23 protein-coding genes are annotated in these 23,716 nt (G+C 65.2%); 12 read left to right on the top strand and 11 right to left on the bottom strand.

Annotated elements, in window-relative coordinates; genetic code table 11:
• Positions 1-126: 126 nt before the first annotated feature.
• From K2O50_RS25310 to K2O50_RS25290, 5 genes are all read left to right on the top strand, one after another.
• Positions 127-912, top strand: coding sequence for a MetQ/NlpA family ABC transporter substrate-binding protein (locus K2O50_RS25310; RefSeq protein WP_050707418.1), 786 nt, complete (start codon positions 127-129; stop codon positions 910-912).
• A gap of 553 nt (positions 913-1,465) precedes the next feature.
• The gene (locus K2O50_RS25305) at positions 1,466-2,131 is read left to right on the top strand and encodes an amino acid ABC transporter permease (protein WP_050707417.1); all 666 of its coding nucleotides are present in this window, start codon (positions 1,466-1,468) and stop codon (positions 2,129-2,131) included.
• Positions 2,112-2,771, top strand: coding sequence for an amino acid ABC transporter permease (locus K2O50_RS25300; RefSeq protein WP_050707416.1), 660 nt, complete (start codon positions 2,112-2,114; stop codon positions 2,769-2,771). The genes K2O50_RS25305 and K2O50_RS25300 overlap by 20 nt, the downstream gene beginning before the upstream one ends.
• Positions 2,768-3,541 carry an amino acid ABC transporter ATP-binding protein gene (locus tag K2O50_RS25295; protein WP_050707415.1) on the top strand — a complete coding sequence of 258 codons (774 nt, stop codon included), beginning with the start codon at positions 2,768-2,770 and terminating at the stop codon, positions 3,539-3,541. Before K2O50_RS25300 ends, K2O50_RS25295 begins: the two co-directional genes overlap by 4 nt.
• Positions 3,538-4,410, top strand: a complete 873-nt coding sequence (locus K2O50_RS25290) for a transporter substrate-binding domain-containing protein (protein ID WP_050707414.1) — start codon at positions 3,538-3,540, stop codon at positions 4,408-4,410. The genes K2O50_RS25295 and K2O50_RS25290 overlap by 4 nt, the downstream gene beginning before the upstream one ends.
• Positions 4,411-4,494: 84 nt before the next feature.
• On the opposite strand, the gene K2O50_RS25285 is transcribed toward K2O50_RS25290, so the two are convergent.
• Entirely contained in the window at positions 4,495-6,861 is a 2,367-nt protein-coding gene (locus K2O50_RS25285) for a penicillin acylase family protein (protein ID WP_050707413.1), read from the bottom strand.
• Between the two features lie 88 nt (positions 6,862-6,949).
• Between K2O50_RS25285 and K2O50_RS25280 the strand changes: the two genes are divergently transcribed.
• Positions 6,950-7,516 carry a sugar O-acetyltransferase gene (locus K2O50_RS25280; RefSeq protein WP_050707412.1) on the top strand — a complete coding sequence of 189 codons (567 nt, stop codon included), beginning with the start codon at positions 6,950-6,952 and terminating at the stop codon, positions 7,514-7,516.
• Here the strand turns inward: K2O50_RS25280 and K2O50_RS25275 are convergent.
• Complete coding sequence (locus tag K2O50_RS25275) at positions 7,495-8,052, bottom strand: DUF6436 domain-containing protein (protein ID WP_050707411.1); 558 nt, start codon at positions 8,050-8,052, stop codon at positions 7,495-7,497. The genes K2O50_RS25280 and K2O50_RS25275 overlap by 22 nt on opposite strands.
• Positions 8,053-8,243: 191 nt before the next feature.
• On the opposite strand from K2O50_RS25275, the gene K2O50_RS25270 reads away from it, so the two are divergent.
• Positions 8,244-9,170: an alpha/beta hydrolase gene (locus tag K2O50_RS25270; protein WP_050707410.1), complete on the top strand. Its 927-nt coding sequence runs from the start codon at positions 8,244-8,246 to the stop codon at positions 9,168-9,170.
• Here the strand turns inward: K2O50_RS25270 and K2O50_RS25265 are convergent, their stop codons facing one another.
• Positions 9,171-9,923 (bottom strand): DUF2059 domain-containing protein, encoded by a 753-nt coding sequence (locus K2O50_RS25265; protein WP_050707409.1) that lies wholly within the window; start codon positions 9,921-9,923, stop codon positions 9,171-9,173.
• Positions 9,924-10,044: 121 nt separating this feature from the next.
• On the opposite strand from K2O50_RS25265, the gene K2O50_RS25260 reads away from it, so the two are divergent.
• Both K2O50_RS25260 and K2O50_RS25255 read left to right on the top strand, forming a co-directional pair.
• Positions 10,045-10,668: a 2OG-Fe(II) oxygenase gene (locus tag K2O50_RS25260; protein WP_050707408.1), complete on the top strand. Its 624-nt coding sequence runs from the start codon at positions 10,045-10,047 to the stop codon at positions 10,666-10,668.
• Positions 10,655-11,158: a DUF523 domain-containing protein gene (locus tag K2O50_RS25255; RefSeq protein WP_050707407.1), complete on the top strand. Its 504-nt coding sequence runs from the start codon at positions 10,655-10,657 to the stop codon at positions 11,156-11,158. Before K2O50_RS25260 ends, K2O50_RS25255 begins: the two co-directional genes overlap by 14 nt.
• A gap of 176 nt (positions 11,159-11,334) precedes the next feature.
• Here K2O50_RS25255 and K2O50_RS25250 read toward each other — a convergent pair whose 3' ends face one another.
• On the bottom strand, positions 11,335-11,817 hold the full coding sequence (locus K2O50_RS25250; RefSeq protein ID WP_050707406.1) for a transporter substrate-binding domain-containing protein: 483 nt from the start codon (positions 11,815-11,817) through the stop codon (positions 11,335-11,337).
• Between the two features lie 228 nt (positions 11,818-12,045).
• Between K2O50_RS25250 and K2O50_RS25245 the strand changes: the two genes are divergently transcribed.
• The gene (locus K2O50_RS25245; RefSeq protein ID WP_050707405.1) at positions 12,046-12,522 is read left to right on the top strand and encodes a DUF4399 domain-containing protein; all 477 of its coding nucleotides are present in this window, start codon (positions 12,046-12,048) and stop codon (positions 12,520-12,522) included.
• Positions 12,523-12,580: 58 nt separating this feature from the next.
• Here K2O50_RS25245 and K2O50_RS25240 read toward each other — a convergent pair whose 3' ends face one another.
• On the bottom strand, positions 12,581-13,450 hold the full coding sequence (locus tag K2O50_RS25240; RefSeq protein ID WP_050707404.1) for a LysR family transcriptional regulator: 870 nt from the start codon (positions 13,448-13,450) through the stop codon (positions 12,581-12,583).
• Between the two features lie 168 nt (positions 13,451-13,618).
• Positions 13,619-15,850: a heavy metal translocating P-type ATPase gene (locus K2O50_RS25235; RefSeq protein WP_050707403.1), complete on the bottom strand. Its 2,232-nt coding sequence runs from the start codon at positions 15,848-15,850 to the stop codon at positions 13,619-13,621.
• Between the two features lie 110 nt (positions 15,851-15,960).
• Here K2O50_RS25235 and cadR point away from each other — a divergent pair, with 110 nt between their 5' ends.
• Positions 15,961-16,404 (top strand): cadmium resistance transcriptional regulator CadR, encoded by a 444-nt coding sequence (cadR, locus tag K2O50_RS25230; protein WP_050707402.1) that lies wholly within the window; start codon positions 15,961-15,963, stop codon positions 16,402-16,404.
• A gap of 205 nt (positions 16,405-16,609) precedes the next feature.
• Here the strand turns inward: cadR and K2O50_RS25225 are convergent, their stop codons facing one another.
• The 4 genes from K2O50_RS25225 to K2O50_RS25210 form a co-directional block, all read right to left on the bottom strand.
• Entirely contained in the window at positions 16,610-17,575 is a 966-nt protein-coding gene (locus K2O50_RS25225; protein ID WP_050707628.1) for an IS110 family transposase, read from the bottom strand.
• Between the two features lie 251 nt (positions 17,576-17,826).
• On the bottom strand, positions 17,827-18,798 hold the full coding sequence (locus tag K2O50_RS25220; RefSeq protein ID WP_050707399.1) for a thymidylate synthase: 972 nt from the start codon (positions 18,796-18,798) through the stop codon (positions 17,827-17,829).
• 48 nt (positions 18,799-18,846) lie between these two features.
• Entirely contained in the window at positions 18,847-19,656 is an 810-nt protein-coding gene (lgt, locus tag K2O50_RS25215) for a prolipoprotein diacylglyceryl transferase (RefSeq protein ID WP_050707398.1), read from the bottom strand.
• A 16-nt stretch (positions 19,657-19,672) separates the two neighbouring features.
• The gene (locus K2O50_RS25210; RefSeq protein WP_050707397.1) at positions 19,673-20,455 is read right to left on the bottom strand and encodes a sulfite exporter TauE/SafE family protein; all 783 of its coding nucleotides are present in this window, start codon (positions 20,453-20,455) and stop codon (positions 19,673-19,675) included.
• Positions 20,456-20,586: 131 nt separating this feature from the next.
• On the opposite strand from K2O50_RS25210, the gene K2O50_RS25205 reads away from it, so the two are divergent.
• Positions 20,587-21,333, top strand: coding sequence for an NRDE family protein (locus K2O50_RS25205; protein WP_050707396.1), 747 nt, complete (start codon positions 20,587-20,589; stop codon positions 21,331-21,333).
• Positions 21,334-21,442: 109 nt separating this feature from the next.
• Here K2O50_RS25205 and ptsP read toward each other — a convergent pair whose 3' ends face one another.
• Positions 21,443-23,716: a phosphoenolpyruvate--protein phosphotransferase gene (ptsP, locus tag K2O50_RS25200; RefSeq protein ID WP_050707395.1), complete on the bottom strand. Its 2,274-nt coding sequence runs from the start codon at positions 23,714-23,716 to the stop codon at positions 21,443-21,445.

Below are 23,716 nucleotides of genomic sequence, written 5' to 3'. Positions count from 1 at the left end.
AAGCAGCTAATCAAAAGATATTGTTACGGAATAAAAAATCTCGGTATTGTCCGTTTCACGCCCACCCGAACGGATGGGCACCCGACTCGCCATCTGCGATGGCCCAGCTTTAGAACAAGGATCACCATGAAAAAGACCCTGCTGACCACCGCCCTGGCCGCCGCCCTTTCGTTCGCTGGCCTGGCCAATGCCGCCGAGAAACTGGTGGTCGCCGCCACGCCCGTGCCGCATGCCGAAATCCTCGAACTGATCAAGCCGACCCTGGCCAAGGAAGGCGTGGACCTGCAGATCAAGGTCTTCACCGACTATGTCCAGCCCAACGTGCAGGTCGACCAGAAGCGCCTGGACGCCAACTACTTCCAGACCCTGCCGTACCTGAAGAACTTCAACGAAGGCAAGGGCACCCACCTTGAAACCGTGATCGGCGTGCATGTCGAGCCGTTCGGTGGCTACTCGAAGAAGGTCAAGAGCCTGGCCGAGCTGAAGGACGGCGCTACCGTCGCCATCCCCAACGAAGGCAGCAACAGTGGCCGCGCCCTGCTTCTGCTGCAGAAGGCTGGCCTGATCACTCTGAAGGACCCGAAGAACGCCCTGGCCACGCCGAAAGACATCGCCGAGAACCCGAAGAAGCTCAAGTTCCGCGAGCTGGAATCGGCCATGCTGCCGCGTGTGCTGGACCAGGTCGACCTGGACATGATCAACACCAACTACGCCCTGGAAGCCGGCCTGAACCCGGCCAAGGACGCCCTGGTGATCGAAGGCAGCGACTCGCCGTACGTCAACTTCCTGGTCGCCCGTCCGGACAACAAGGACAGCGAGGCCATCCAGAAGCTGGCCAAGGCGCTGACCAGCCCGGAAGTGAAGGCGTTCATCGAGAAGAAGTACAGCGGTGCGGTACTGCCGGCGTTCTGATTCGCGGCCTGGTACGAAAAACGCCGACGCATTTTGCGTCGGCGTTTTTGTTTGGGCTGGCTTGAAGAGGGCTCGGCAGGTCCGGCCCTATCGCGGGGCAAGCCCGCTTCCACGCAGCCCGCTCCCGCAAAAGTGGGGGCGCTTGTGGGAGCGGGCTTGTCCCGCGATGGCGTTTTCAGCGCTGACTGGCCAGCGCCCGGCGCAGGGCCAGGAGCCACAGCAGTTGTTCATTCGAAGCAGGCAAGCAGGGGCTGTTCATCGTTGTCTTCCTTGTTGAATGTGATGGGCCGTGCAAGTCACAGTTTGAAACCCCTTGGAGGGGGAAAATCTCGGAAAGGTCCGTGTGTAATGAAGGAAATTTCCGAGCGTCACGGGGCGGTGATATAGATATGCGATAAAGGTATTTATAAAAATATTTTTATACCTTTAGAGTCTAGGAATCGTGCTTACCGGCACAGCGCCACCATTCGTGAAACGACGCCGAGCCACCCTCGTGCCGATCCTGGACCTGCCCCATGCCGTACCTTCGTGACCCCGTGTCGAGGCCCCTTCCATGAGCTTCGACACCGCTTTCATGCTTAGCACACTGCCGGCCTTCTTCAAGGCCGTTGGCGTGACCCTGCAAGTCGGGGCGATCGCCATCGTCACTTCGTTGCTGGTGGCGCTGCTCAACGCGACGATCCTGGTGCTGCGCACGCCGTACCTGTGGCGCCTGGTCAAGGGCTATGTGGAGCTTGCCCGCAACACACCACTGCTGATCCAGCTGTTCTTCGTCTACTTCGCCTTGCCGAGCCTGGGGTTGAAGGTCTCCGGCTTCGCCGCCGCGATCATCACCCTGACGTTCATGGGCGGTGCCTATCTCACCGAGGTGCTGCGCGCCGGGGTCGAGGCCGTGCCGCGGGCGCAACTGGAGTCCGGGCGCTCCATCGGGCTCTCCGAAGGGCAGTTGCTGCGCCACGTGATCCTGCCCCAGGCCGGCATCCTCAGCCTGCCGGCACTGTTCGCCAACTTCGTCTTCCTGCTCAAGGAGACCACCGTGGTCTCGGCGGTGGCGGTGCCGGAGATCCTCTACACCACCAAGAACTACATCGCCCTGTACTACAAGACCTACGAAATGCTCGCCGTGCTGACCCTGCTCTGCGTGCTGATCTTCCTGCCGCTGTCGCTGCTGCTGCGCTACCTGGAACGGAGGCTGCAACATGGCCAGTTCGGGCATTGAGCTGCTGCTGGTTTCGCTGCCGCAACTGGCCACGGGCGCCGGGCAGACCCTGGCGATCTCGGCCCTGGGCATCCTGTTCGCCACCTTGGGCGGCGTGCTCTACGGCGTGCTGGCGACCCTCGGCAACCGTTGGCTGAACATCCTGCTGCAGGTGTACCTGGAGTTGTTCCGGGCGATTCCGGTGCTGGTCTGGCTGTACCTAGTGTTCTTCGGCTTGCCGATCTTCTTCGGCCTGAGCATCCCCAGCTTCTGGTGCGCGGTGCTGGTGCTGGGCCTATGGGGCGCCAGCGAGGTCGGCGAGGTGGTGCGCGGCGCCTTGCAGTCGCTGCCACGCGGGCAGCGCGAGGCGGGGTTGTCGATCGGTCTGGGCGGCTGGCAGCTGTATGGCTACGTGCTGCTGCCCCAGGCGCTCAAGCGCATGACCCCGCCGACCATCAACATCTACACGCGGATCATCAAGACCAGCTCGCTGGCGGTGCTGATCGGCGTGGTCGAAGTGATCAAGGCGGGGCAGCAGATCATCGAGCGCACCTACGAATCGGTGCTGATCTACGGTGCGCTGTTCCTGTTCTTCTTTCTTGTCTGCTACCCGCTGTCGGCCGCCTCCCGCGTGCTGGAGCGACGCTGGGCCCACGCATGAATCCATTGATCGAATTCCAAGGCTTCAACAAGTTCTTCGGCCAGCACCAGGTGCTCGCGGACATCGACCTCAAGGTCCAGGCCGGCGAGGTGGTGGTGATCCTCGGCCCCAGCGGCTGCGGCAAGAGCACCCTGCTGCGCTGCCTCAACGGCCTGGAGGAGGCCCAGGGCGGCAGCCTGCGCCTCGAGGGCCAGGAGCTGCTCGGCCCCGACACCGACTGGCGCCAGGTGCGCCAGCGGGTCGGCATGGTGTTCCAGAGCTATCACCTGTTCGGCCACATGAGCGTGATCGACAACCTGCTGCTGGGGCCGTTGAAGGTGCAGAAGCGCGAACGTCGCGAGGCCCAGGCCCAGGCCGAGGCGCTGCTGGCCCGGGTCGGCCTGCTGGACAAGCGCGACGCCTTCCCCCGCCAGCTCTCCGGTGGCCAGCAGCAACGCATCGCCATCGTCCGTTCGCTGTGCATGAACCCCGAGGTGATGCTGTTCGACGAGGTCACCGCCGCCCTCGACCCGGAGATGGTCAAGGAGGTGTTGCAGGTGATCCAGGGCCTGGCCCGCGAAGGCATGACCCTGCTCATCGTCACCCACGAAATGGCCTTCGCCCGCGCGGTGGCCGACCGCATCGTGTTCATGGAGGCCGGCAGGATCCTTGAACAGAACCACCCCGAGCGCTTCTTCACCCAACCGCAGACCGCACGCGCGCAGCAGTTCCTGGAGAAATTCTCGTTCGTCGAAAGCCTGCCCAAGACACTGCACAAGGAACTGTCATGAAGACTGCCCCGTTCGCCAAACTGCTCGCTCCACTGCTTGGCCTGGCCCTGCTGGCCGGCTGCAACAAATCCGAAGACCCGGCCAAGCCCGCCGGCGCCTCGCCGGCCACCAGCTACCTGGAAACCATCAAGGCCCGCGACAAGCTGATCGTCGGCGTGTTCACCGACAAGCCACCGTTCGGCTTCGTCGATGAAAGCGGCCGCTACGTGGGCTTCGACACCGACATCGGCCGCCGCTTCGCCAAGGACCTGCTGGGCGATGAAAGCAAGGTCGAGTTCGTCGCCGTGGAGCCCGCCAGCCGCATTCCGTTCCTGCAGAGCGACAAGGTCGACCTGATCCTCGCCAACATGACCGTCACCCCCGAGCGCAAGGAAGCGGTGGACTTCACCAACCCCAACCTGCGTGTGGCGGTGCAGGCCATCGTCGCTGATGGCAGCCCGGTGCAGAAGCTCGACGACCTGGCCGACAAGACCATCATCGTCACCACCGGCACCACCGCCGATATCTGGCTGACCAAGAACCACCCGGACTGGAAGCTGCTGAAGTTCGAGAAGAACACCGAGTCGCTGGCCGCCCTGGCCAATGGCCGTGGCGATGCCTATGCCCAGGACAACCTGATCCTGTTCAGCTGGGCCAAGCAGAACCCGGGCTACCGCGTGCTGCCGCAGCTGCTGGGCGACGAGGCGCCGATTGCTCCGGCCGTGAAGAAGGGCAACACCGAGTTGCGCGACTGGGTGAACAGCGAGCTGGCCAAGCTGGGTGAGGAGAAGTTCCTGCTCAAGCTGTACGACCAGTACGTGCGCAAGGAACTGAGCGACGACACCAAGCCTGAGAGCGTCATCGTCGAAGGCGGCAAGTGGCAGGGTTGAGCCCCGCCTGCTGATCGCGGGACAAGCCCGCTCCCACAACTGGCATTCGTGCGTGGGAGCGGGCTTGCCCCGCGATGGGGCGAATCAATTACCCGGCACCAACCGCAACGTGCTCTGCGCCGGAATCACTCCCATCCGCGCCTTGTGATAGCGCCCCTCGATATAGTCTTCGGCCTGGTCGCCGTAATGCCGGTCGAACGGCACGCCACTCTGCCCGACCGGGTTGATGGTCAGCGCGGTGCCTGCGTCTGCAAAGTCGATCAACCGGCGCGTGGAAGGGCCATAGGTGACCGGCCAGGGCGCCGGGCCGATCTTCGCCGACAGGTTGTTCGGCACCTCGTGGGTGCCGGGCGCGGCAAACGGGCCGACGTTGAACAGCAGGTTGAGCGGCTTCTTCACCCCCAGTGGATGGTTGTGGGTGAGGGTGTGGGCCTTGCCCCATTGCCAGCTGGCCGGATCCTTGCCGAATGTCTCGTGCAGGTGCTTGAGGCTGCGTTGCCAGGCCAGGCGCACGATGGCGCCACGGTCGGTGCGTTCGCTGGCGCCGCGCAGGTTCCACCAGGGCGATGCCGGGGCCGCGGCCAGGCGGGGCAGGGCGGCGTCGATGGCGCGGGTGCTGATCAGCACCGGGAACCAGGTGTCGCCCAGCTCGTCGTGCAGGGCGGCGAACGCCAGTTCGTAGAGGAACTGGTTGAACAACGTGGCACTGGTGGAGTCCAGCGGATAGTCGCCGCGCCAGGCGGCCAGTTGCTCGACCAGCTCCTTCTCCTCGTCGCCCTGGGCGACGTTGCGCAAGGTGCCGAGCAGCGGCGCCAGGGTGCGCGGGCCGTAGTCGGTGCTGGTGTCCAGTTGCAGGGCCTGGCTGTTCTGGGTGTCCCACTTGATGTCCGGGTCGCTCAGCTGGCGATCGAGCTGACGACCGCGATCGGCCAGGTTGTAGTAACCGGGCACGGGGATTGCGCCGGGCGGCTGGTAGTTGGCCGAGACGATGTAGCCGCTCGCCGGATTCTCCTGCTGCGGATTGGCGCTGAACGGGTAGAAGCCCGGCTTGGCGGCCTGGCCGCTGGCGCCATCGAGAATGAACGCCGGGTTGACGCCGTCCGGGCGGATCGGCAGTCGTGCCGCCGCCCACCAGCCGATATCGCCCCGGGCATTGGCCCATACCAGGTTCAGCCCCGGCGCCTGGACCTTGGCGGCTGCCTCGCGCATCTTGCCCAGGGTGTCGGCGCGGTTGATCTGGTAGAAGCCTTCGAGGATCGGGTTGTCGGTTTCCAGGAACGCCCACCACATGGCGATGGGCGTCGGGCCGGCGGTATCGCCGAGCACGCTGTTGACGATCGGGCCATGGGGCGAGCGGCGCAGGGTGATGCTGGCAGGTTCCGCGCCCTTGACCGCGATCTTCTGCTCGGTCTTTTCCAGTGGCTGCCATGTGCCGTCGACCATTACCTGCTCGGGGTCCTGCGGATTGGTCCGCTCCGTGATCAGGTCGACGTCGTCGTTCTGGAACATGGTCAGGCTCCAGCCGAAGTCGCGATTGTGGCCGAGCAGGGCGAACGGGTTGAGCGCCTGGAAGTAGCCATACAGGTTGAAACCCGGCGCCGACAGCTCCGCCTCGTACCAGATCGCCGGCACGGCGAAGCTGATATGCGGGTCGCCCGCCAGCAGCGGCCGGCCACTGCGGGTGCGGCTGCCGGCCACGGCCCAGGCGTTGCTGCCCTCGAACTGCGGAATGCCGGCGTCGCCCAGGGCCTCGTGGCTCAGCCGCGCCAGCTGCTCCAGGCTGCGCCAGTCGGCGGCGGCCAGGGGCGTGGCCACGGCGCCGTCGGGCTGCCAGTCGAGGTCGAAGATCGTCAGGTAGTCGGGGCCGAGCTGGTCGCGGATGTAGGTCAGCGCGGGGTCGGTACGAAACGCCGCGGCGAAGCTGTAGGCGAGGTAGCCGGCGATGCTCAGGGTGTCCTCGGCGGTGAAGGGGCGTGGCGGGATGCCGAGCAGGTCGAACTCCATCGGTTTGGGATGGCTGGCCTGCCACTGGTTGATGCCGTCCAGGTAAGCCTGCAGCGCCTGCCAGGCCGGCGACTGGCGGTCCTGGCGCTGCGCCATCAGGGCTGCCTGGTCGCGGATGCGCAGGCTGCGGAACAGGGTGTCGGTGGGCAGCAGCTTCTCGCCCAGCACCTCGGCCAGCTCGCCACGGGCCAGGCGGCGCATGATCTCCATCTGGAACAGGCGGTCCTGGGCGTGCACGTAGCCCAGGGCGCGGTACAGGTCCTGCTCGTTCTGGGCCTGCAGGTGCGGTACGCCCCGGGCATCGAAGCGCACGCTGACCGGCGCCTGCAATCCGCCGACGGCCACCTCGCCGTCACGTTGCGGCTGCTTGTCCCGCACGTACCAGTAACCGGCGCCTGCGGCGGCCACGGCGATCACCACCGCCAGCAAGGTCAGGCTGCGCTTCATCGAGACTCCTTGTGCACTCGAACGAGAAAATGTGGTCCGATCATCGGTGGATTCGCGAACTGAGCATAGTCCCCTGGAAGGAGTTTCCATGTCTCTCAGCGAAAAACAGAAAATGCTGGCAGGCCAGCTCTACCATGCCGGCTGCCCCGAGCTGCAAGCCGAGCAGGCGGCCAACCGGCAGTGGATGCATCGCTACAACGGCAGCGTCGAGCAACCTAATGAGGCGCGCCATGATTTGTTGAAGGCGCATTTCGCCAGCGTGGGCGAAGGGGTGGTGATCCGACCGCCGTTCCACTGCGACTACGGCTACAACATCAGCGTGGGCGCCAACACCTTCATGAATTTCAACTGTGTGATCCTCGACGTGCTGCCAGTGCGCATCGGTGCCGATTGCCAGATTGCTCCGTCGGTGCAGATCTATACCGCCGACCATCCGTTGGATCATGAGTTGCGCCGTAGCGGTCTGGAACGCGGGCGTCCCGTGACCATCGGCGACAATGTATGGATCGGTGGCGGTGCGATTATCCTGCCGGGGGTGACTATCGGCGACAATGCGGTGGTGGGCGCCGGGAGTGTGGTAACCCGCGATGTGCCGGCGGGGGCGGTGGTGGTGGGCAATCCGGCGCGGGTGCGTCAGCCGGCCCAGGGGCAATAGCAGCCGACGGCCAGGGTATTGGATGCCTGCACCCGGCGGCCTTCATTCAGCGCTGTGAGGATCGGCTCGATGAAACTGTTACTGGAGTTGCACACCGCGCCTTCGCTGTAGGGGCCGAAGTAGGCGAGGTTGCCGTCGCGGTCCCAGATCGCCACGGCGGGGGTGGCTGGCAGCTGCTCGCTGCCGGGCAGGCTGGCCAGGGGCTTGAGCGCGGCGAGGTTGGCCGGCAACTGGCCGTGGCTGCCGGCGCGCTGCACAACATGGAAGCTGACGCCCTGCGGCGCGAAGTGCTCGACCAGTTCGCCCAGGTGCTGCTGGTTGCCGACGTTGCACGGGCACGCCGGGTCCCAGAAGTGCACCACGCGAATCGGGCCCGGGCCTGCCAGCTCGGGGGGCAGGCGCAGCTGGCTGCCGTCGAAGAAGGTGGTCTGGTTGTCGAAGGTGCGCAGGTAGCGGGACTGGAAGCTGTCGTAGGCCCACCAGAGGGCGGCGGCGCAGAGTAGCAGTACAAGGAGTGTGAGAAGTCGCTTCGCCATGGGGGCCTTGGCGCGATTTGCGTGGGAGCGGGCTTGCCCCGCGATGGCGCCTGTGAGTCTGGCGCTGCCATCGCGGGGCAAGCCCGCTCCCACGAGGTCGCATTGTTCGTCGGAGGAGGGGCCAAGCTTGCCATGACGCGGCCCAGAGCTGAATATCGCAGATCAATACTTGCTTCACTGTGGATCTACTGATGCCCGCCAGCTTCAATCCCGACCAGCTGCGTACCAGCCTGTCGCCCCTCGTTGATCGTCAGCCGTTGTCCGCCCAGGGCCAGGCCTACCAGCGCTTCTATGGCCTGGATCTGCCTGCGCGCAGTTGGCTGGGTGGCTTCCGGGTGGCGGGCTTCGATCTGGTCGGCCAGCTCTGGCTGCCGGAGCAACCGGTGGCGACAATGTTCCTGCTGCACGGCTACTACGATCACATGGGCCTGTACCGGCATGTGATCGCGTGGGCATTGGGCCAGGGCTACGCGGTGATCGGCTGCGACCTGCCCGGCCATGGCCTGTCCAGCGGCGAGCGGGCCAGCATCGATGACTTCGGCATCTACCAGCAGGTGCTCGATGCGCTGTTCGAGCAGGCCCGCCTGCTGGAACTACCGCGCCCCTGGCATCTATGTGGACAGAGCACCGGCGGGGCGATCGTGGTCGATCACCTGCTGCACCAGGGCGAACGCAGCCCGGCCGACGGCCAGGTGATCCTGCTGGCACCCCTGGTGCGCCCGCGTGCCTGGCACTGGTCGAAACTGAGCTATCGGGTGCTGCGCCACTTCGTCAACGGCATCGAGCGGCGCTTCAGCGAGAACACCAACGACCCGGCCTTCCTGCCCTTCCTCGAGGCCGATCCGCTGCAGCCACGGCGGCTGCCGACCGCCTGGGTCGGGGCGCTGATGAAATGGGTCCGGCGTATCGAAGCCGCGCCGCGCAGCACACGCCGGCCCCTGATCGTGCAGGGCGAGGCGGACGGCACGGTGGACTGGCCCTACAACCTCAAGGTGCTCAAGGCCAAGTTCGCCGAGCCGCAGATCCTCATGCTGCCCGAGGCGCGGCATCACCTGGCCAACGAGCTGCCCGGCATTCGCCAGCGCTACTTCGACTTCATCGGCCAGCGTCTGGGCTGATCACTTCAGCTCGGCGGCGTTCTGGCCCACGGCCAGGGCGGCGCGTACTGCGGCCACCGCTGCCTTGTAGTAGGCCTGGCCGTCGGCGGATTCGGCGAAGGTGGCGAATTGCTCCAGCTCGGCGTCCGACAGGTCGCGATAGACGTACAGCAGGGTGTTGTTCAGGTCTTCGCCGACCTGGTTCATCAGGCGCTGGCGCTGGCCATCGAGCAGGTTCTGCGCCTGGCCGCCGCCGAACAGACCGGGCAGCATCGAGCTCAGGCTGTCGGCCGCTACCCCGGCGATTGCCAGGCTGACCTCGGCGCCGGCTTCGCGGGCCGGCAGGGCCTGGGCCAGGTGGCCGACGATCAGCAGGCGGTTGTCGCTGGCCTGGACCTTCGGCAGGCCCTTGGCGTTCTTCGCCAGCTGGTCCTTGCGCGTGGCCAGCAGCTCGGCGGCCACCACCTTGCGCCCCAGTGGCGACTGGAAGAACGCCAGGGCCGGCGAGGGGTTCGCCAGGTTGGCGCGCAGCTGCGCCTGAGCCCGGCGGTCCATGGCCTGGGCCTGGAAGCGCTGGTTGCTGTTGTTGACCAGCGCCTGGTAGACGGCAGGCGGCAGGCTGTTGCGGTAGCGCTGCTGGGCGGCGCTCACGGCATCGTTGAAATGGGCGCGCTGGTCGGGCCAGCCGGCGGCCTTGTACAGCTGATCGAGGCTGTCTGCCCAGACAGGCATGGTGCAGATCATCAGCAGAAGCAGGGAAAACAGACGGCGCATTCAGGACTCCTGTCGGCAGGCCGCTATTGTCCTAGGCGTGGCGGGGCTTTGTCGAGTCGCCAGCGGCGCTTCCTGACCAAGTGGCGCTGTGCGAGCGATTAGCGAATGGCTATGATGCGCCATGCACACTCCTTTCGAACATCCTCTGCTGTCGACGATCGTCGACGACCTGGCCACCCGTGGCTGGTCGCAGCAACCTCTCTTCCTGCCCGACGCGCTGTCGCGCGCGCTGGCGGCCGAATGCCGTCGCCGTCACGCCGAGGGCGAACTCAACCCGGCCAGCGTCGGTCGTGGCGCCGCGCAGGAGATCCGCGAGGCGATCCGTGGTGATCAGATCCAGTGGCTCGACCCCGGTGAGTCGGAGGTCTGCGACCGCTACCTGGGCGCGATGGACAGCCTGCGCCAGGCCATCAACCAGGGCTTGTTCCTGGGGCTTGAGGATTTCGAGTGCCATTTTGCCCTGTATCCGCCGGGGGCGTTCTACAAGCGCCATCTCGACCGCTTCCGTGACGACGACCGGCGCATGGTGTCGGCCGTGCTCTACCTCAATGAAGGCTGGCAGCCGGAGGATGGCGGGCAGTTGCGGATGTTCCTGCAGGACGGTGTCGAGCACGACGTGCAACCGGTCGCGGGCAGCCTGGTGGTGTTCCTGTCGGGTGAAGTGCCGCACGAAGTGCTCCCGGCCGGGCGTGAGCGCCTGTCGTTGACCGGCTGGTTCAGGCGCCGTGGCAATGATCCATTCTGAGCTGCCGAAGGTATTGGTCAGTGCCTGCCTGCTGGGCCAGCCGGTGCGCTATGACGGGCGTGCCAGCGGTCATCCCGACGTGTTGCAGCGCTGGCAGGCCGAAGGCCGGGTGGTGCCGCTGTGCCCGGAGGTGGCCGGTGGCTTGCCGACGCCGCGCCCGCCTGCGGAAATTCCGGGCGGGCAGGGCGGCCAGGTCCTGGATGGGCAGGCGCGGGTAGTGACGGTGTCTGGCGACGATGTCAGCGAGGCGTTTCTGGCCGGGGCCCGACTGGCGCTGGAGCTGGTGCGTCGGCATGGTATCCGTGTGGCGGTGCTCAAGTCCGGCAGCCCGTCGTGTGGCAACCTGCAGACCTATGACGGCAGCTTCAGCGGTGTGAAGGTGGCGGGGGAAGGAGTGACCACGGCCTTGCTGCGTCGCGAAGGGGTGCTCGTTTTCAGCGAGCTGGAGCTGGAAGACGCGCAGCGAGCGTTGTTGGGTACCCATCTGTAGTCGCGGGTAAACCCAAATCTTCAGACCATGCGCAATCCCTGTAGGAGCGGCCTCGTGCCGCGAAAGGGCCGCAAAGCGGCCCCGGCTATCTCTGCGTCACCTGGGGCTGCTACGCAGCCCTTTCGCGGCACAAGGCCGCTCCTACAGGTCGGTGCGGACTTGCATTGGTAGCATGACTACTGTCCGGCGCTGGTCTCGCGCGCAGCCGTAAGCCATTTCTTCTCCAGCGCTGCCAGGCGGCCATCGTCCTCGATCCGCTGCAGGGCATTGTTCACAGCCGTCTCGAAGGCCGGATTGCCCTTCTGGTACGGGATCACCAGTTTCTGACTGGCCAGGGTACGAATGGCGTCGAGCTTGTCGCTCAGTTCGATGTCCTGCTTGTTGAAGGTCATGTCGTACTTGCCGCTCTCCACCCCGGGCAGCACCTCTTCGGCGGCGGTCTCGACGAACTCGGCCCGCACATCCAGCTCCTTGGCCAAGGCCTGCCCCAACTCGATCTCGAAGCCAGTCAGGTGTTCGTTCTCCTTGAACGCATAGGGTGGCGCGTCGCCAAGCACGGCGATGCGCAGTTCGCCACGGTCATTGATTTCGTCGATCAGTTCGGCCTGGGCCAGTGGGCTGAACAGTACCGCCAGCAGAATGCCAATGGTCAAACGCATGAGTGCCCCTTTCTTGTTCGGCAGATGAAGTGCATTCGCCGTGGCTTTCTCGTCTGCCCCGGTCGAACGCAGCCTAAGACCTCCAGGTCGCGGCAAGGTTTTCTTCTGCCCTGAAATATTTCTGTCCCTGTTTTTGAACCTCTGCCGGCCGAGCTGGACTATGGTGAAGTACCGCCATACTTCGTTTAAGTGATAGCGGTCAATTGAAGTGAATCACAGGAGAAGTGAATGAAAAGCCTAATTTCGCGTGCTGCCGTCGCCGGTCTGCTGATGGGGGCGTCGGTGTTCGCCAGTGCCGCGGATGCCCTGAAGAGCGAGCAGCCACCGGAAGGCGCCAAGGTCTTCATCGTTTCGCCCGCCGATGGGGCCACGGTCGACAAGACCTTCACCGTCAAGTTCGGCATCGAAGGCATGGGCCTCAAGCCCGCAGGTGACCAGACCCCGCACACCGGCCATCACCACCTGCTGGTGGACGTGGACAAGGCCCCGCTGGCCGACCAGCCGCTGCCCACCAGCCTGATGCCGGAAAACAACGCGCCGCTGCCGGCAGGTCCGCAGGTGTTGCACTTCGGCAAGGCGCAGACTGAGGCGACCATCACCCTCACGCCAGGCAAACACACCCTGCAGCTGGTGCTGGGCGACAAGTACCACGTGCCGTTCAAGCCAAGCGTCGAGTCGCAGAAGATCACCGTCAACGTGAAGTGACCCGCCGCGCCATCGCCGGCCGGCCCGCTTGCCGGCGATGAGCTCATTGCCGGCCGTTTCAGAACTGCGAGCCAACCACTTCCTGCGCCACGCCCAGAAAAGCCGCCGGCAGTCGCGCCTGGCGCCGTTCCTTCAGGCAGTACAGGTACTCGTGCATCACCGGTGCCTCCTCCAGCGCCAGCACCCGCAGTTCCGGGTTATGCGGCACCTCGTGGCGGGCGATGATGCTGATGCCGATATTGCGCAGCACCGCCTCGCGGATCGACTCGCGGCTGCCGATCTCCAGCAAGGCCCCGGCCTTCACATTGGCTTCTTGCATCATCTGCTCGGTCAGCTTGCGCGTGGTCGAGCCCTGCTCGCGCATCAGCAGGCAATGCCCGGCCACCACGTCGATGGACACCGCCTGACGCTGGGCCAGCGGATGATTGCGGTGCACCGCCACCACCAGCGGGTCGGTGCCCAGCACCCGGCGCACCAGGCGCGCATCCTCGAGCAGTTGTGAGGACGCGGCGATATCCACCCGGTAATCCTCGAGCATCTCCAGCACCTGCTGCGAGTTGCCGATTTCCACTGCCACTTCCACCTGGGGCAGGCGCTCGCGGAAGATCTTCACCAGGTCGAGGATGTAGTAGGGCGCCGTGGCGGCGATGCGCAGGCTGCCCTGGGCCTGACCGCTGTTGCGCAGCTCGAACTCGATGTCGGCCTCCTGCTGCAGCAGTGCCTTGACCATCGGCAGCAGGCGCACGCCTTCCTCGCTCAGCACCAGGCGCCGGCCACCGCGGTAGAACAGCTCGACGTTGTATTGGCCTTCGAGATTGCGAATCTGCGTGGTCACCGTCGGCTGGCTGAGCCCGAGCTTCTTCGCCGCCAGGGTGATGCTGCCCAGACGGGCCACCATGTAGAAGGCTTTGAGCTCGGCGCTCAGCATTGTGGATAACCTCTAGTTGAAAGATTCGCTGTGTACTCTGTAGGAGCGGCCTTGTGCCGCGAAAGGGCTGCATGGCAGCCCCAGGATTTCGGCATCATGGGACATCGCTGGGGCCGCGTTGCGGCCCTTTCGCGGCACAAGGCCGCTCCTACAGGGAACGTCCCAACCTTACTTGCGCAGCAGGCGTAAGCCGTTGAACACCACCAGCAGGCTCACGCCCATGTCGGCGAACACCGCCATCCACATGGTGGCCATGCCGGCAAAGGTGATCGCCAGGAAGATCGCCTTGATCCCCAGGGCCAGCACGATGTTCTGGGTGAGGATCGCCGCGCTTTGGCGCGACAGCCTGACGAACGCCGGGATTTTGCGCAAGTCGTCGTCCATCAGCGCCACGTCGGCGGTCTCGATGGCCGTGTCGGTGCCGGCGGCGGCCATGGCGAAGCCTATCTCGGCACGGGCCAGGGCCGGTGCGTCGTTGATGCCGTCACCGACCATGCCGACCCGATGGCCCTCGCCGTACAGGCGCTCGATGCTGGCCAGCTTGTCCGCCGGCAGCAGGTTGCCCTCGGCGCGATCGATCCCCACCTGGGCGGCGATGGCCTGGGCGGTGTGGGGATTGTCGCCGGTCAGCATGACAGTCTTGATGCCCAGCTCGTGCAGTTCGGCGATGGCCTGGCGGCTGCTGTCCTTGACCGTGTCGGCCACGGCGAACAGCGCCAGCGGACCGGAGCGGTCGAGCAGCAGCACCACGGTCTTGCCCTGGCGCTCCAGCACATCGAGCTGCGCTTCAAGCTCCGGGGAGCACAGGCCGAGCTCTTCCACCAGGCGATGGTTGCCCAGGTGGTAGGTCTGGCCCTCGATATCACCGCGCACACCGCGACCGGCCAGGGCGGCGAAATCGCTGACCTCGCTCAAGGCCAGGCTCTGGTCCTTGGCAAACAGGGCGATGGCACCGGACACCGGGTGATCGGAGCGGGCAGCCAGGCTGGCGGCCAAGGCTTGGGCCCGGCCTTCGAACAGCGGGTCGAGTACCTTGCTGTCGGTCTGCACCGGCTTGCCGTGGGTGATGGTGCCGGTCTTGTCCAGGGCGAGGAAGTCCAGCTTGCGCCCGCCTTCGAGGTACACGCCGCCCTTGATCAGGATGCCCTTGCGCGCCGCCGCGGCCAGGCCGCTGACGATGGTCACCGGGGTCGAGATCACCAGCGCGCACGGGCAGGCCACCACCAGCAGCACCAGGGCGCGGTAGATCCAGTCGAACCAGGCGCCGGCCATGAACAGCGGCGGGATCACCGCCACGGCCAGGGCCACGGCGAACACTACCGGGGTGTAGATGCGCGAGAACTGGTCGACGAAGCGCTGGGTCGGCGCACGGGCGCCCTGGGCCTCCTCGACGGCCTTGATGATCCGCGCCAGGGTCGACTGGCCGGCGGCGGCGGTGACGCGGTACTCCAGGGCGCCGGCCTGGTTGATGGTGCCGGCGAACAGCTTGTCGCCCACGGCCTTCTCGACCGGCAGGCTCTCGCCAGTGATCGGCGCCTGGTCGACGCTGGACTGGCCACTGACCACCTCGCCATCCAGGCCGATACGCTCGCCCGGACGCACCCGCACCAGGGTGCCGATCGGCACCTCGCGCACGTCGAGCTCGCGCCACTGGCCGTCAGCCTGCTGCACGGTGGCCAGGTCCGGCGCCAGTTGCATCAAGCCGCCAATGGCATTGCGCGCGCGATCCAGCGAGCGTGCCTCGATCAGCTCGGCGATGGTGAACAGCACCATGACCATGGCCGCCTCCGGCCATTGGCCGATCAGCACGGCGCCGGTCACGGCGATGCTCATCAGGGCATTGATGTTGAGGTTGCGGTTCTTCAGGGCGATCCAGCCCTTCTTGTAGGTGCCCAGGCCACAGCCGAGGATCGCCGCCAGGGCCAGCGCGGCGACCACCCACTCCGGCGCCTTGCCGGAGAAGTGCACGACTTCGGCGGCGATCGCGGCAATACCCGACAAGGCCAGCGGCCACCAGCGGGTCTTGCTCGGCTGGGGCGCATTGGCGCTGCCGTCGTCCTCGGCGGCCAGCGGTTCGGCCTTCATCCCCAGGCTGTCGATGGCCCGCTCGATCTCGGCGGTGCCAACCAGCGTGTGGCGCACGCCGAGCACCCGGTTGATCAGGTTGAATTCCAGCTGCTCGATGCCGGCCAGCTTGCCCAGCTTGTCCTGGATCAGGGTCTGTTCGGTGGGGCAGTCCATGGCCTCGATGCGGAAGCGGCTGAGCTGCGCCTGGGCGCTGGCCTTTTCGGTCAGCTGCACCAGGGCCGGTGCCGCCTTGCTGGCACAGCAGCTGTGGGCGTGGGGCTCATGGCCATGCGCGTGGTCATGCTTGTGGTCGGGGCTGACAGGCTGGTTCATGGAATCATCCTTAACTGAGCACTGGCCTCTGCGGATATCCACAGAGTGGTTGTTGCCAAGTGAACACCCTGTAGTCACTATAGGGTCAAGTCCTCTGCTGGAGATTTGCCATGAAGATCGGAGAACTGGCCAAGGCCACCGACTGCGCCGTGGAGACCATCCGCTACTATGAACGCGAGCAGCTGCTGCCCGAGCCCGCCCGCAGCGACGGCAACTATCGGCTCTACACCCAGGCCCATGTCGAGCGGCTGACCTTCATCCGCAACTGCCGCACCCTGGACATGACCCTCGATGAAATCCGCAGCCTGTTGAGCCTGCGCGACAGCCCCGACGGCTCATGCGGCAGCGTCAATGCGCTGATCGACGAGCATATCGAGCATGTGCAGGCGAGGATCGACGGGCTGGTGGCGCTGCAGGCGCAGCTGGTGGAGTTGCGCCAGCAATGCAATGCGCAGGGGGCGGAGTGCGCGATTCTGCAGCAGCTGGAGACCAATGGGGCGGTGACGGTGCCGGAGACCGAGCATTCCCATGTGGGGCGCAGTCACGGGCATTGATACCAAAAGCATCGCGGGGCAAGCCCGCTCCCACGTGACTAAATGCATACGTGGGAGATTCTATGGCGAGAGGCAAATTTTCAACCGAAAAGCTCTCTCTCGCCATTTTCCAGCATCCGGCCACAGTCCGGCGCGCGTGAGAAATCTCTCAAGCGTGGAGCCACTCCAAGTAGTTTGAAGATGGGCTGCGCAGCAGCCCCCAGTTTCAGCTGGGTAGCGTGGCACCCCCGGTGTATATCTCAGGCTTCCAGTCCGTCTCATGTCTCATAAGGCCGAAAGCCAGCCGGGCCAAGCGGCGAGCAAGAATTACGAACGCCTGAGTGGTTTTCTTCCCACGCCCCAAGTGGTAAGCGTGGAATGCCTTCCAGGTCGCGGTTCGACTGCCGCTCATCGAAGCGTTATACAACAGTCTACGAACCTCCGAGTCCCCTCGCTTACTCAACTTGCCTCTACCTGACCATTTGCCCGATTGGGCAACCGTCACATCCATTCCAAGGTAAGCGACAAAAGCATCGCTGTTGGCGAACTCACCACGCATGAAGGACATAACCAAACCAACGGCAGTAAGAAAACCGACACCAGGGAGTTGTTGGACGCGACGCAGTTGATCGTTGAGTCCGGCGTCCTTGACCTCCTTGCGCAATCTTTTTTCTATCGCAAGTTCTGTGCGTTTGAGTGTCCGTTCGATCTTTTTGAGCTCTGCGGCGAACATCTTGTCACCCGAAAAGCTCTCCCGCAGCATGCCGCGGACTTCCACCAGCTTGGCGCGGCGGCGCAATAGCATCTGGATCTGCCGATGCCCTGATGGTGGGGGCGTCCAGACCTTCAAGGAGCTCCGTTCGTTGCTCAAGTAGCGCGCCAGCAAAGATGCATCCTGGGCGTCTGTTTTGGCCCGAACAGCAATGCTTTCCCTGTACTTGGCCAACCTGAAGCCGTCGACCACATACACTGCAAAACCTGCAGCATGAGCCTGCTCGGCCATCTCCATGTGGTAGGTACTGGTCGCTTCAATGGCTAGCGCCGAGCCTGCCGGCAATGTTTTGAGCCAAGCCTTGATGGACTTCGGGGTATTGGGGATGGCGAAGGGTTTTGTATCGGGAGCGCCTTGTATCACCAGTTCATCTTTGGCGGTATCTACGCCTGCTTCGATTGGTGTCTTGGGCATTGCCATGAAAAGCGGCTCCTTGTAGCGTAGCGAGACTTGAAGGGCACACTCTGGCGCAGGCTTGCATCTATCGTCGTTTGCAAACGAGGCATTCCTTATCGGCGCTTGAGTGCTGAAAGGAGGAGGGGTGATTTCTCCCACGGTCTGTACTGCTGTGAACAGTCAGAAGCGAGCTATGTCCCTCCTCCTCCCTTCAAGTCCTACCATACAAGCGGGCTTGCCCCGCGACTGCGTCAGCTCAGACAGATGAAGATCTGTCAGACCGCCATCGGCGCCGTCATCGGCGCATGGTGCTCGTAGCCTTCCAGCCAGAAGTCGCTCGGCTCGATCTTCTCCAGCCACTGCGGCTCGTATTTGCCGGTCTCGGCGAATGCCGGCACGCGGTCGCTGATCACAAGCTTCGGCGCGGCCAGCGGTTCGCGCTTCATCTGCTCGCCCAGCATGTCCAGGTGGTTCTCGTACACATGGGCATCGCCGATGAAGTAGGTGAACCAGCGCGGGGTGTAGCCGGTCAGGCGGCCGAACAGCGACAGCAGCGCCGCGCCTTCGGTGAGGTTGAACGGCGTGCCCAGGCCCAGGTCGTTGGAGCGGATGTAGAGGGTCAGGGAGATTTCCTTGGTCTCGACATTCGGGTGGAACTGGTACAGCAGGTGGCACGGCGGCAGGGCCATCTCATCCAGCTGGGCGCAGTTCCAGCCGTGGAACAGGATGCGCCGGCTGCCCGGGTCGTTGGCGATGGTGTCCAGGCACTGGCGCACCTGGTCGATGGCCTTGTACAGGATGACGAACGCCTGGCCGTCTTCCTCGTCCTGGGCGATACGGCGGAAACCGGCCTTCTCGGCCATCTCGATGGCCGCCGGGTTGCTCAGCGGGATACGCTTGTAGCCCGGCCACTGGCGCCATTGCACGCCGTAGATCTCGCCGAGGTCGTCATGGCCCTGGCGGAACGGGTTGGCCAGCCACTGGGCGTTCTCGTTGGCGTTCTGGTCCCAGACCTTGCAGCCCAGCTCGCGGAACTCGCCGGCGTTCTTCACTCCGCGCAAAAAGCCCACCATCTCGCCGATCGCCGACTTGAACGCCAGCTTGCGCGTGGTGATGGCCGGGAAGCCTTTCTGCAGGTCGAACTTGAGCATGGCGCCCGGCAGGCTGATGGTGCGGATGCCGGTGCGGTTTTCCTGCAGCGTGCCGTTTTCGATGACGTCACGGACCAGATCTAGATACTCTTTCATGGCTTACCTGTAGCAAGAACGGCAGGAGGATCGCCCCTGCCGTGAAAATCAGACGGTGGCCTTGGCCGACGGTTTACGGTTGTAGGCCCACCAGATCAGGAAGATGCCGCCGACGATCATCGGCACGCAGAGCAGCTGACCCATGGTCAACCAGCCGAAGGCGATGTAGCCCAGCTGGGCGTCGGGTACCCGCACGAATTCCACGATGAAGCGGAAGATGCCGTAGAACAGCGCGAACATGCCGGAAACGGCCATGGTTGGGCGCGGCTTGCGCGAGTACAGCCAAAGGATGACGAATAATGCCACACCTTCGAGGGCGAACTGGTACAGCTGCGACGGGTGACGCGGCAACTGGGCCGGGTCGCTGAACGGCGGGAACACCATTGCCCACGGCACGTCGGTGGCCTTGCCCCACAGTTCGGCGTTGATGAAGTTGCCGATACGCCCGGCGCCCAGGCCGATCGGCACCAGCGGCGCGACGAAGTCCATCAGCTCGAAGAACGACTTGTTGTTGCGCTTGCCGAACCACAGCGCGGCCAGCATCACGCCGATGAAACCGCCGTGGAACGACATGCCGCCTTTCCACACCTCGAAGATCAAGGTCGGGTTGGCCAGGTACTGGTGCAGGTCGTAGAACAGCACGTAGCCCAGGCGCCCGCCGACGATCACCCCCATCGACAGCCAGAACACCAGGTCGGAGAGTTTCTCGCGGCTCCAGGTCGGGTCGAAGCGGTTCAACCGGCGCGAGGCCAGCAGCCAGGCGCCGCCGATGCCGATCAGGTACATCAGGCCGTACCAGTGGATTTTCAGTGGACCGAGGGCCACGGCCACCGGGTCGATCTGCGGGTAAGGCAGCATTGTCTTTCCTCTAGGTTCAGATAAGGAAGCTGAGTCCGACGCAGAACAGCAGCGCGGCGAACAGACGCTTGAGCACGCGCGGCGACAGCTTGTGCGCCAGTCGCGCGCCGTAGCGGGCGAAGAACATGCTGGTGGCAGCGATGCCGACCAGCGCCGGAAGGTAGACGTAGCCCAGGCTGTGGGCCGGCAGGTGTTCCTCGTGCCAGCCCAGCCAGATGAAGCCCAGGGCACTGGCCAGGGCGATCGGCAGGCCGCAGGCCGACGAAGTCGCCACTGCCTGCTGCATGGGCAGGCTGCGCCAGGTGAGGAACGGCACGGTCAACGAGCCGCCACCGATGCCGAAGATGGCCGAGGCCCAGCCGATCACCCCGCCGGCGGCGGTCAAGCCGGGCTTGCCGGGGATGCCGCGGCTGGCCTTGGGCTTGAGGTCCAGGGCCATCTGCGCGGCGATCACCAGGGCGAACACGCCGATGATCTTCTGCAGCATCGGGCCCTGGATCAGCGAGGCGGTCTTGGCCCCGACCAGCGCGCCGAGCAGGATGCCCACGGTCATCCAGGCGAAGATCGGCCACTGCACCGCGCCCTTGCGCTGGTGCTCGCGCACGGCATTGATCGAGGTGAAGACGATGGTCGCCAGCGACGTGCCGACCGCCAGGTGGGTCAGCACCGAAGGGTCGAAGCCCTGCAGGGTGAAGCTGAACACCAGCACCGGCACGATGATGATGCCGCCACCGACGCCGAACAGCCCGGCCAGCACGCCGGCGCAGGCGCCCAACAGCAGATAGAGAGCGAATTCCATTCGTGGCCCCAGTGGAAAACAATCCGGCATGGTAACGGAAGCCAAGCCCGGCGCTCTAGTGAACTCTGTGTCAGATGATGGCTAGCGGTCGGCGGCGCGGGTAGAGTGGCCGAAAACACAGGGGACAACCTATGTGCCTGATCGTATTCGCCTGGCGGCCGGGGACAGCCCGGCCGTTGATCGTCGCGGCCAACCGCGACGAGTTCTACGCCCGGCCGACCCAGGCCCTGGCCGCCTGGGAGGATGCCCCGGGGGTGCATGCCGGGCGTGACCTGGAGGCAGGCGGAACCTGGCTGGGGGTAGGGCCGAACGGGCGCTTCGCCGCGCTGACCAATATCCGCGATCCGCGCCAGCCGCTCGGGCCGCGCTCACGGGGCGAGCTGGTGGCGGCGTACCTTCAGGGCGAGCTGGGGGTCGAAGCCTACCTGGACCAGGTGGCCAGTCGCAGCGGGCAGTACTCGGGCTTCAACCTGCTGGTGGGTGATGGCGAACGGCTGGGCTACCTGCATGCCCGCGAGGCCGCGCCGCGCATGCTGGCGCCTGGTGTCTACGGGCTGTCGAATGCCGGGCTGGATACGCCGTGGCCGAAGCTGGTCAAGGCGCGCAGCGGGCTTGAGGCGTTGCTCGAGGCCGCCGATCCGCAACAGCTATTGGCCTTGCTGGGCGATGCACAGCCCGCGCCGGACGGCGAGCTGCCGGAGACTGGTGTGGGGCTTGCCACCGAGAGGCTGCTGTCGAGCGTGTTTATCGCCAGCCAGAACTACGGGACGCGGGCGAGCACGGTGCTGATCGTCGATGACCAGGGGCGGCGGCGGATGGTCGAGCGCAGTTTCGGGCCGTTTGGTGGGCACCTGGGTGAGGTAGAGCTGGAGGCGTGATCAAGGTATGCATCGCCTGTACTGGCCTCTTCGCGGGTAAACCCGCTCCCACAGGTTGCGCGCAGAACCTGTGGGAGCGGGTTTACCCGCGAAGAGGCCAGTAAGGGCTTCAGAGGGTCTTGTTCGGCCCGATCATCCGCGCCAGGCCAAGGTTCTTCAGCGCCAGTTGCAGCGAGCTGTGGATAACCTGCGGGTTGTCATGGCTCATGGCGTCGGCCAGCAGTTCCTTGGCTTTGCCCAGGTTGATCTGGCGCAGCATCCACTTCACCTTCGGCAGGTTGGTGGCGTTCATCGACAGGCTGTCGAAGCCCATGGCCATCAGCAGGATCGCTGCGGCAGGGTCACCGGCCATCTCGCCGCAGATGCTCACCGGCTTGCCTTCCTCGTGGGCGACGCTGACCACGGTCTGCAACGCCTGCAGCACCGCCGGGTGCAGGTAGTCGTACAGGTCGGCGACCCGCGGGTTGTTGCGGTCGACCGCCAGCAGGTACTGGGTCAGGTCGTTGGAACCGACCGAGAGGAAGTCGACCTGGCGCGCCAGTTCGCGGGTCTGGTACACGGCGGCGGGAATCTCCACCATCACCCCCACCGGCGGCATCGGCACGTCGGTGCCTTCGTCGCGCACCTCGCCCCAGGCACGGTGGATCAGGTGCTGGGCTTCTTCCAGCTCGTGGATGCCGGAAATCATCGGCAGCAGGATGCGCAGGTTGTTCAGGCCCTCGCTGGCCTTGAGCATGGCGCGGGTCTGTACCAGGAAGATTTCCGGGTGGTCGAGGGTGACGCGGATGCCGCGCCAGCCGAGGAACGGGTTTTCTTCCTTGATCGGGAAGTACGACAGCGACTTGTCGCCGCCGATGTCGAGGCTGCGCATGGTCACCGGCAGCGGGTGGAACGCCTGCAGCTGCTCGCGGTAGATCGCCAGCTGTTCCTTCTCGCTGGGGAAGCGCTGGTTGATCATGAACGGCACTTCGGTGCGGTACAGGCCGACGCCTTCGGCGCCGCGCTGCTGGGCACGGGCCACGTCGGCGAGCAGGCCGGTGTTGACCCACAGCGGCATGCGATGGCCGTCCGGGGTGATGCACGGCAGCTCGCGCAGGGCGTCGAGGCCACGGGCCAGCTGGCGCTCTTCCTCGACCACGTCGCTGTACTGCTTGCGCAGCACCTCGCCGGGGTTGGTGAACACCTCGCCCTTGTAGCCGTCGACGATCATCTCGATGCCGTCGGCCTTCGAATATGGCAGGTCGACCACGCCCATGACGGTCGGGATGCCCATGGCACGGGCTAGAATCGCCACATGGGAGTTGCCCGAGCCCAGTACCGAGACCAGGCCCACCAGCTTGCCTTCCGGCACCTCGCCGAGCATGGCGGGGGTCAGCTCCTCGCTGACCAGGATGGTGTTGTCCTGGTAGACCAGCGACTGCGAACGGGCTTCCTGCAGGTAGGCCAGCAGGCGCCGGCCCAAGTCCTTGACGTCCGAGGCGCGCTCGCGCAGGTAGTCGTCGTCCATCAGCTCGAAGCGGTTGACGTGCTCGCCGACCACCTGGCGCAGGGCGCCCTGGGCCCACTGGCCGGTCTTGATGACCTCGACCACCTCGCCACCGAGGGCGGCGTCCTCGAGCATCATCAGGTACACGTCGAACAATGCGCGCTCTTCGGGGCGCAGCTGGGTGGCGAGCTTGGCCGACAGCTTGCGCATGTCTTCGCGCACGCCTTCGAGGGCGTTGTTGAACAGCTTGAGTTCGTTGTCGATGTCCTCGACGGTGCGGTCCGGCACCACCTCGAGGTCGGCGGGCGGCAGCATTACCACCGAGCGGCCGACGGCGGCGCCCGGGGAGCCTGGCACGCCGACGAAGCGGGCCTCCTGGATACCCTTGCCCTGGCGGCCCAGTCCACGAATGGAGCCGGTCGCCTCGGCGTGGGCGATAACCCCGGCGAGCTGGGCGCTCATGGTGACCAGGAAGGCCTCTTCGCCTTCGTCGAACTGGCGGCGCTCCTTCTGCTGGATGACCAGTACCCCCACCACGCGGCGGTGGTGGATGATCGGCGCGCCGAGGAAGGAGGCGAATTTTTCTTCGCCGGTCTCGGCGAAGTAGCGGTAGCGGGGGTGGTCGGCGGCGTTCTCGAGGTTCAGCGGCTCCTCGCGGGTGCCGACCAGGCCGACCAGGCCCTCGTTGGGGGCCATGCTGACCTTGCCGATGGAGCGCTTGTTCAGGCCCTCGGTGGCCATCAGCACGAAGCGGTTGCTGTCCGGGTCGAGCAGGTAGACGGAGCAGACCTGGCTGCCCATCGCCTCCTTGACGCGCAAGACAATGATACCCAACGCCGTCTTGAGATCTTTGGCGGAGTTCACTTCCTGGACGATCTTGCGCAGCGTATTGAGCAT

It is taken from the genome of Pseudomonas sp. 2hn, assembly GCF_019646095.1.
Taxonomy (GTDB): Bacteria; Pseudomonadota; Gammaproteobacteria; order Pseudomonadales; family Pseudomonadaceae; genus Aquipseudomonas; species Aquipseudomonas peradeniyensis.
This window is presented reverse-complemented; position numbering and strand designations above follow the sequence as displayed.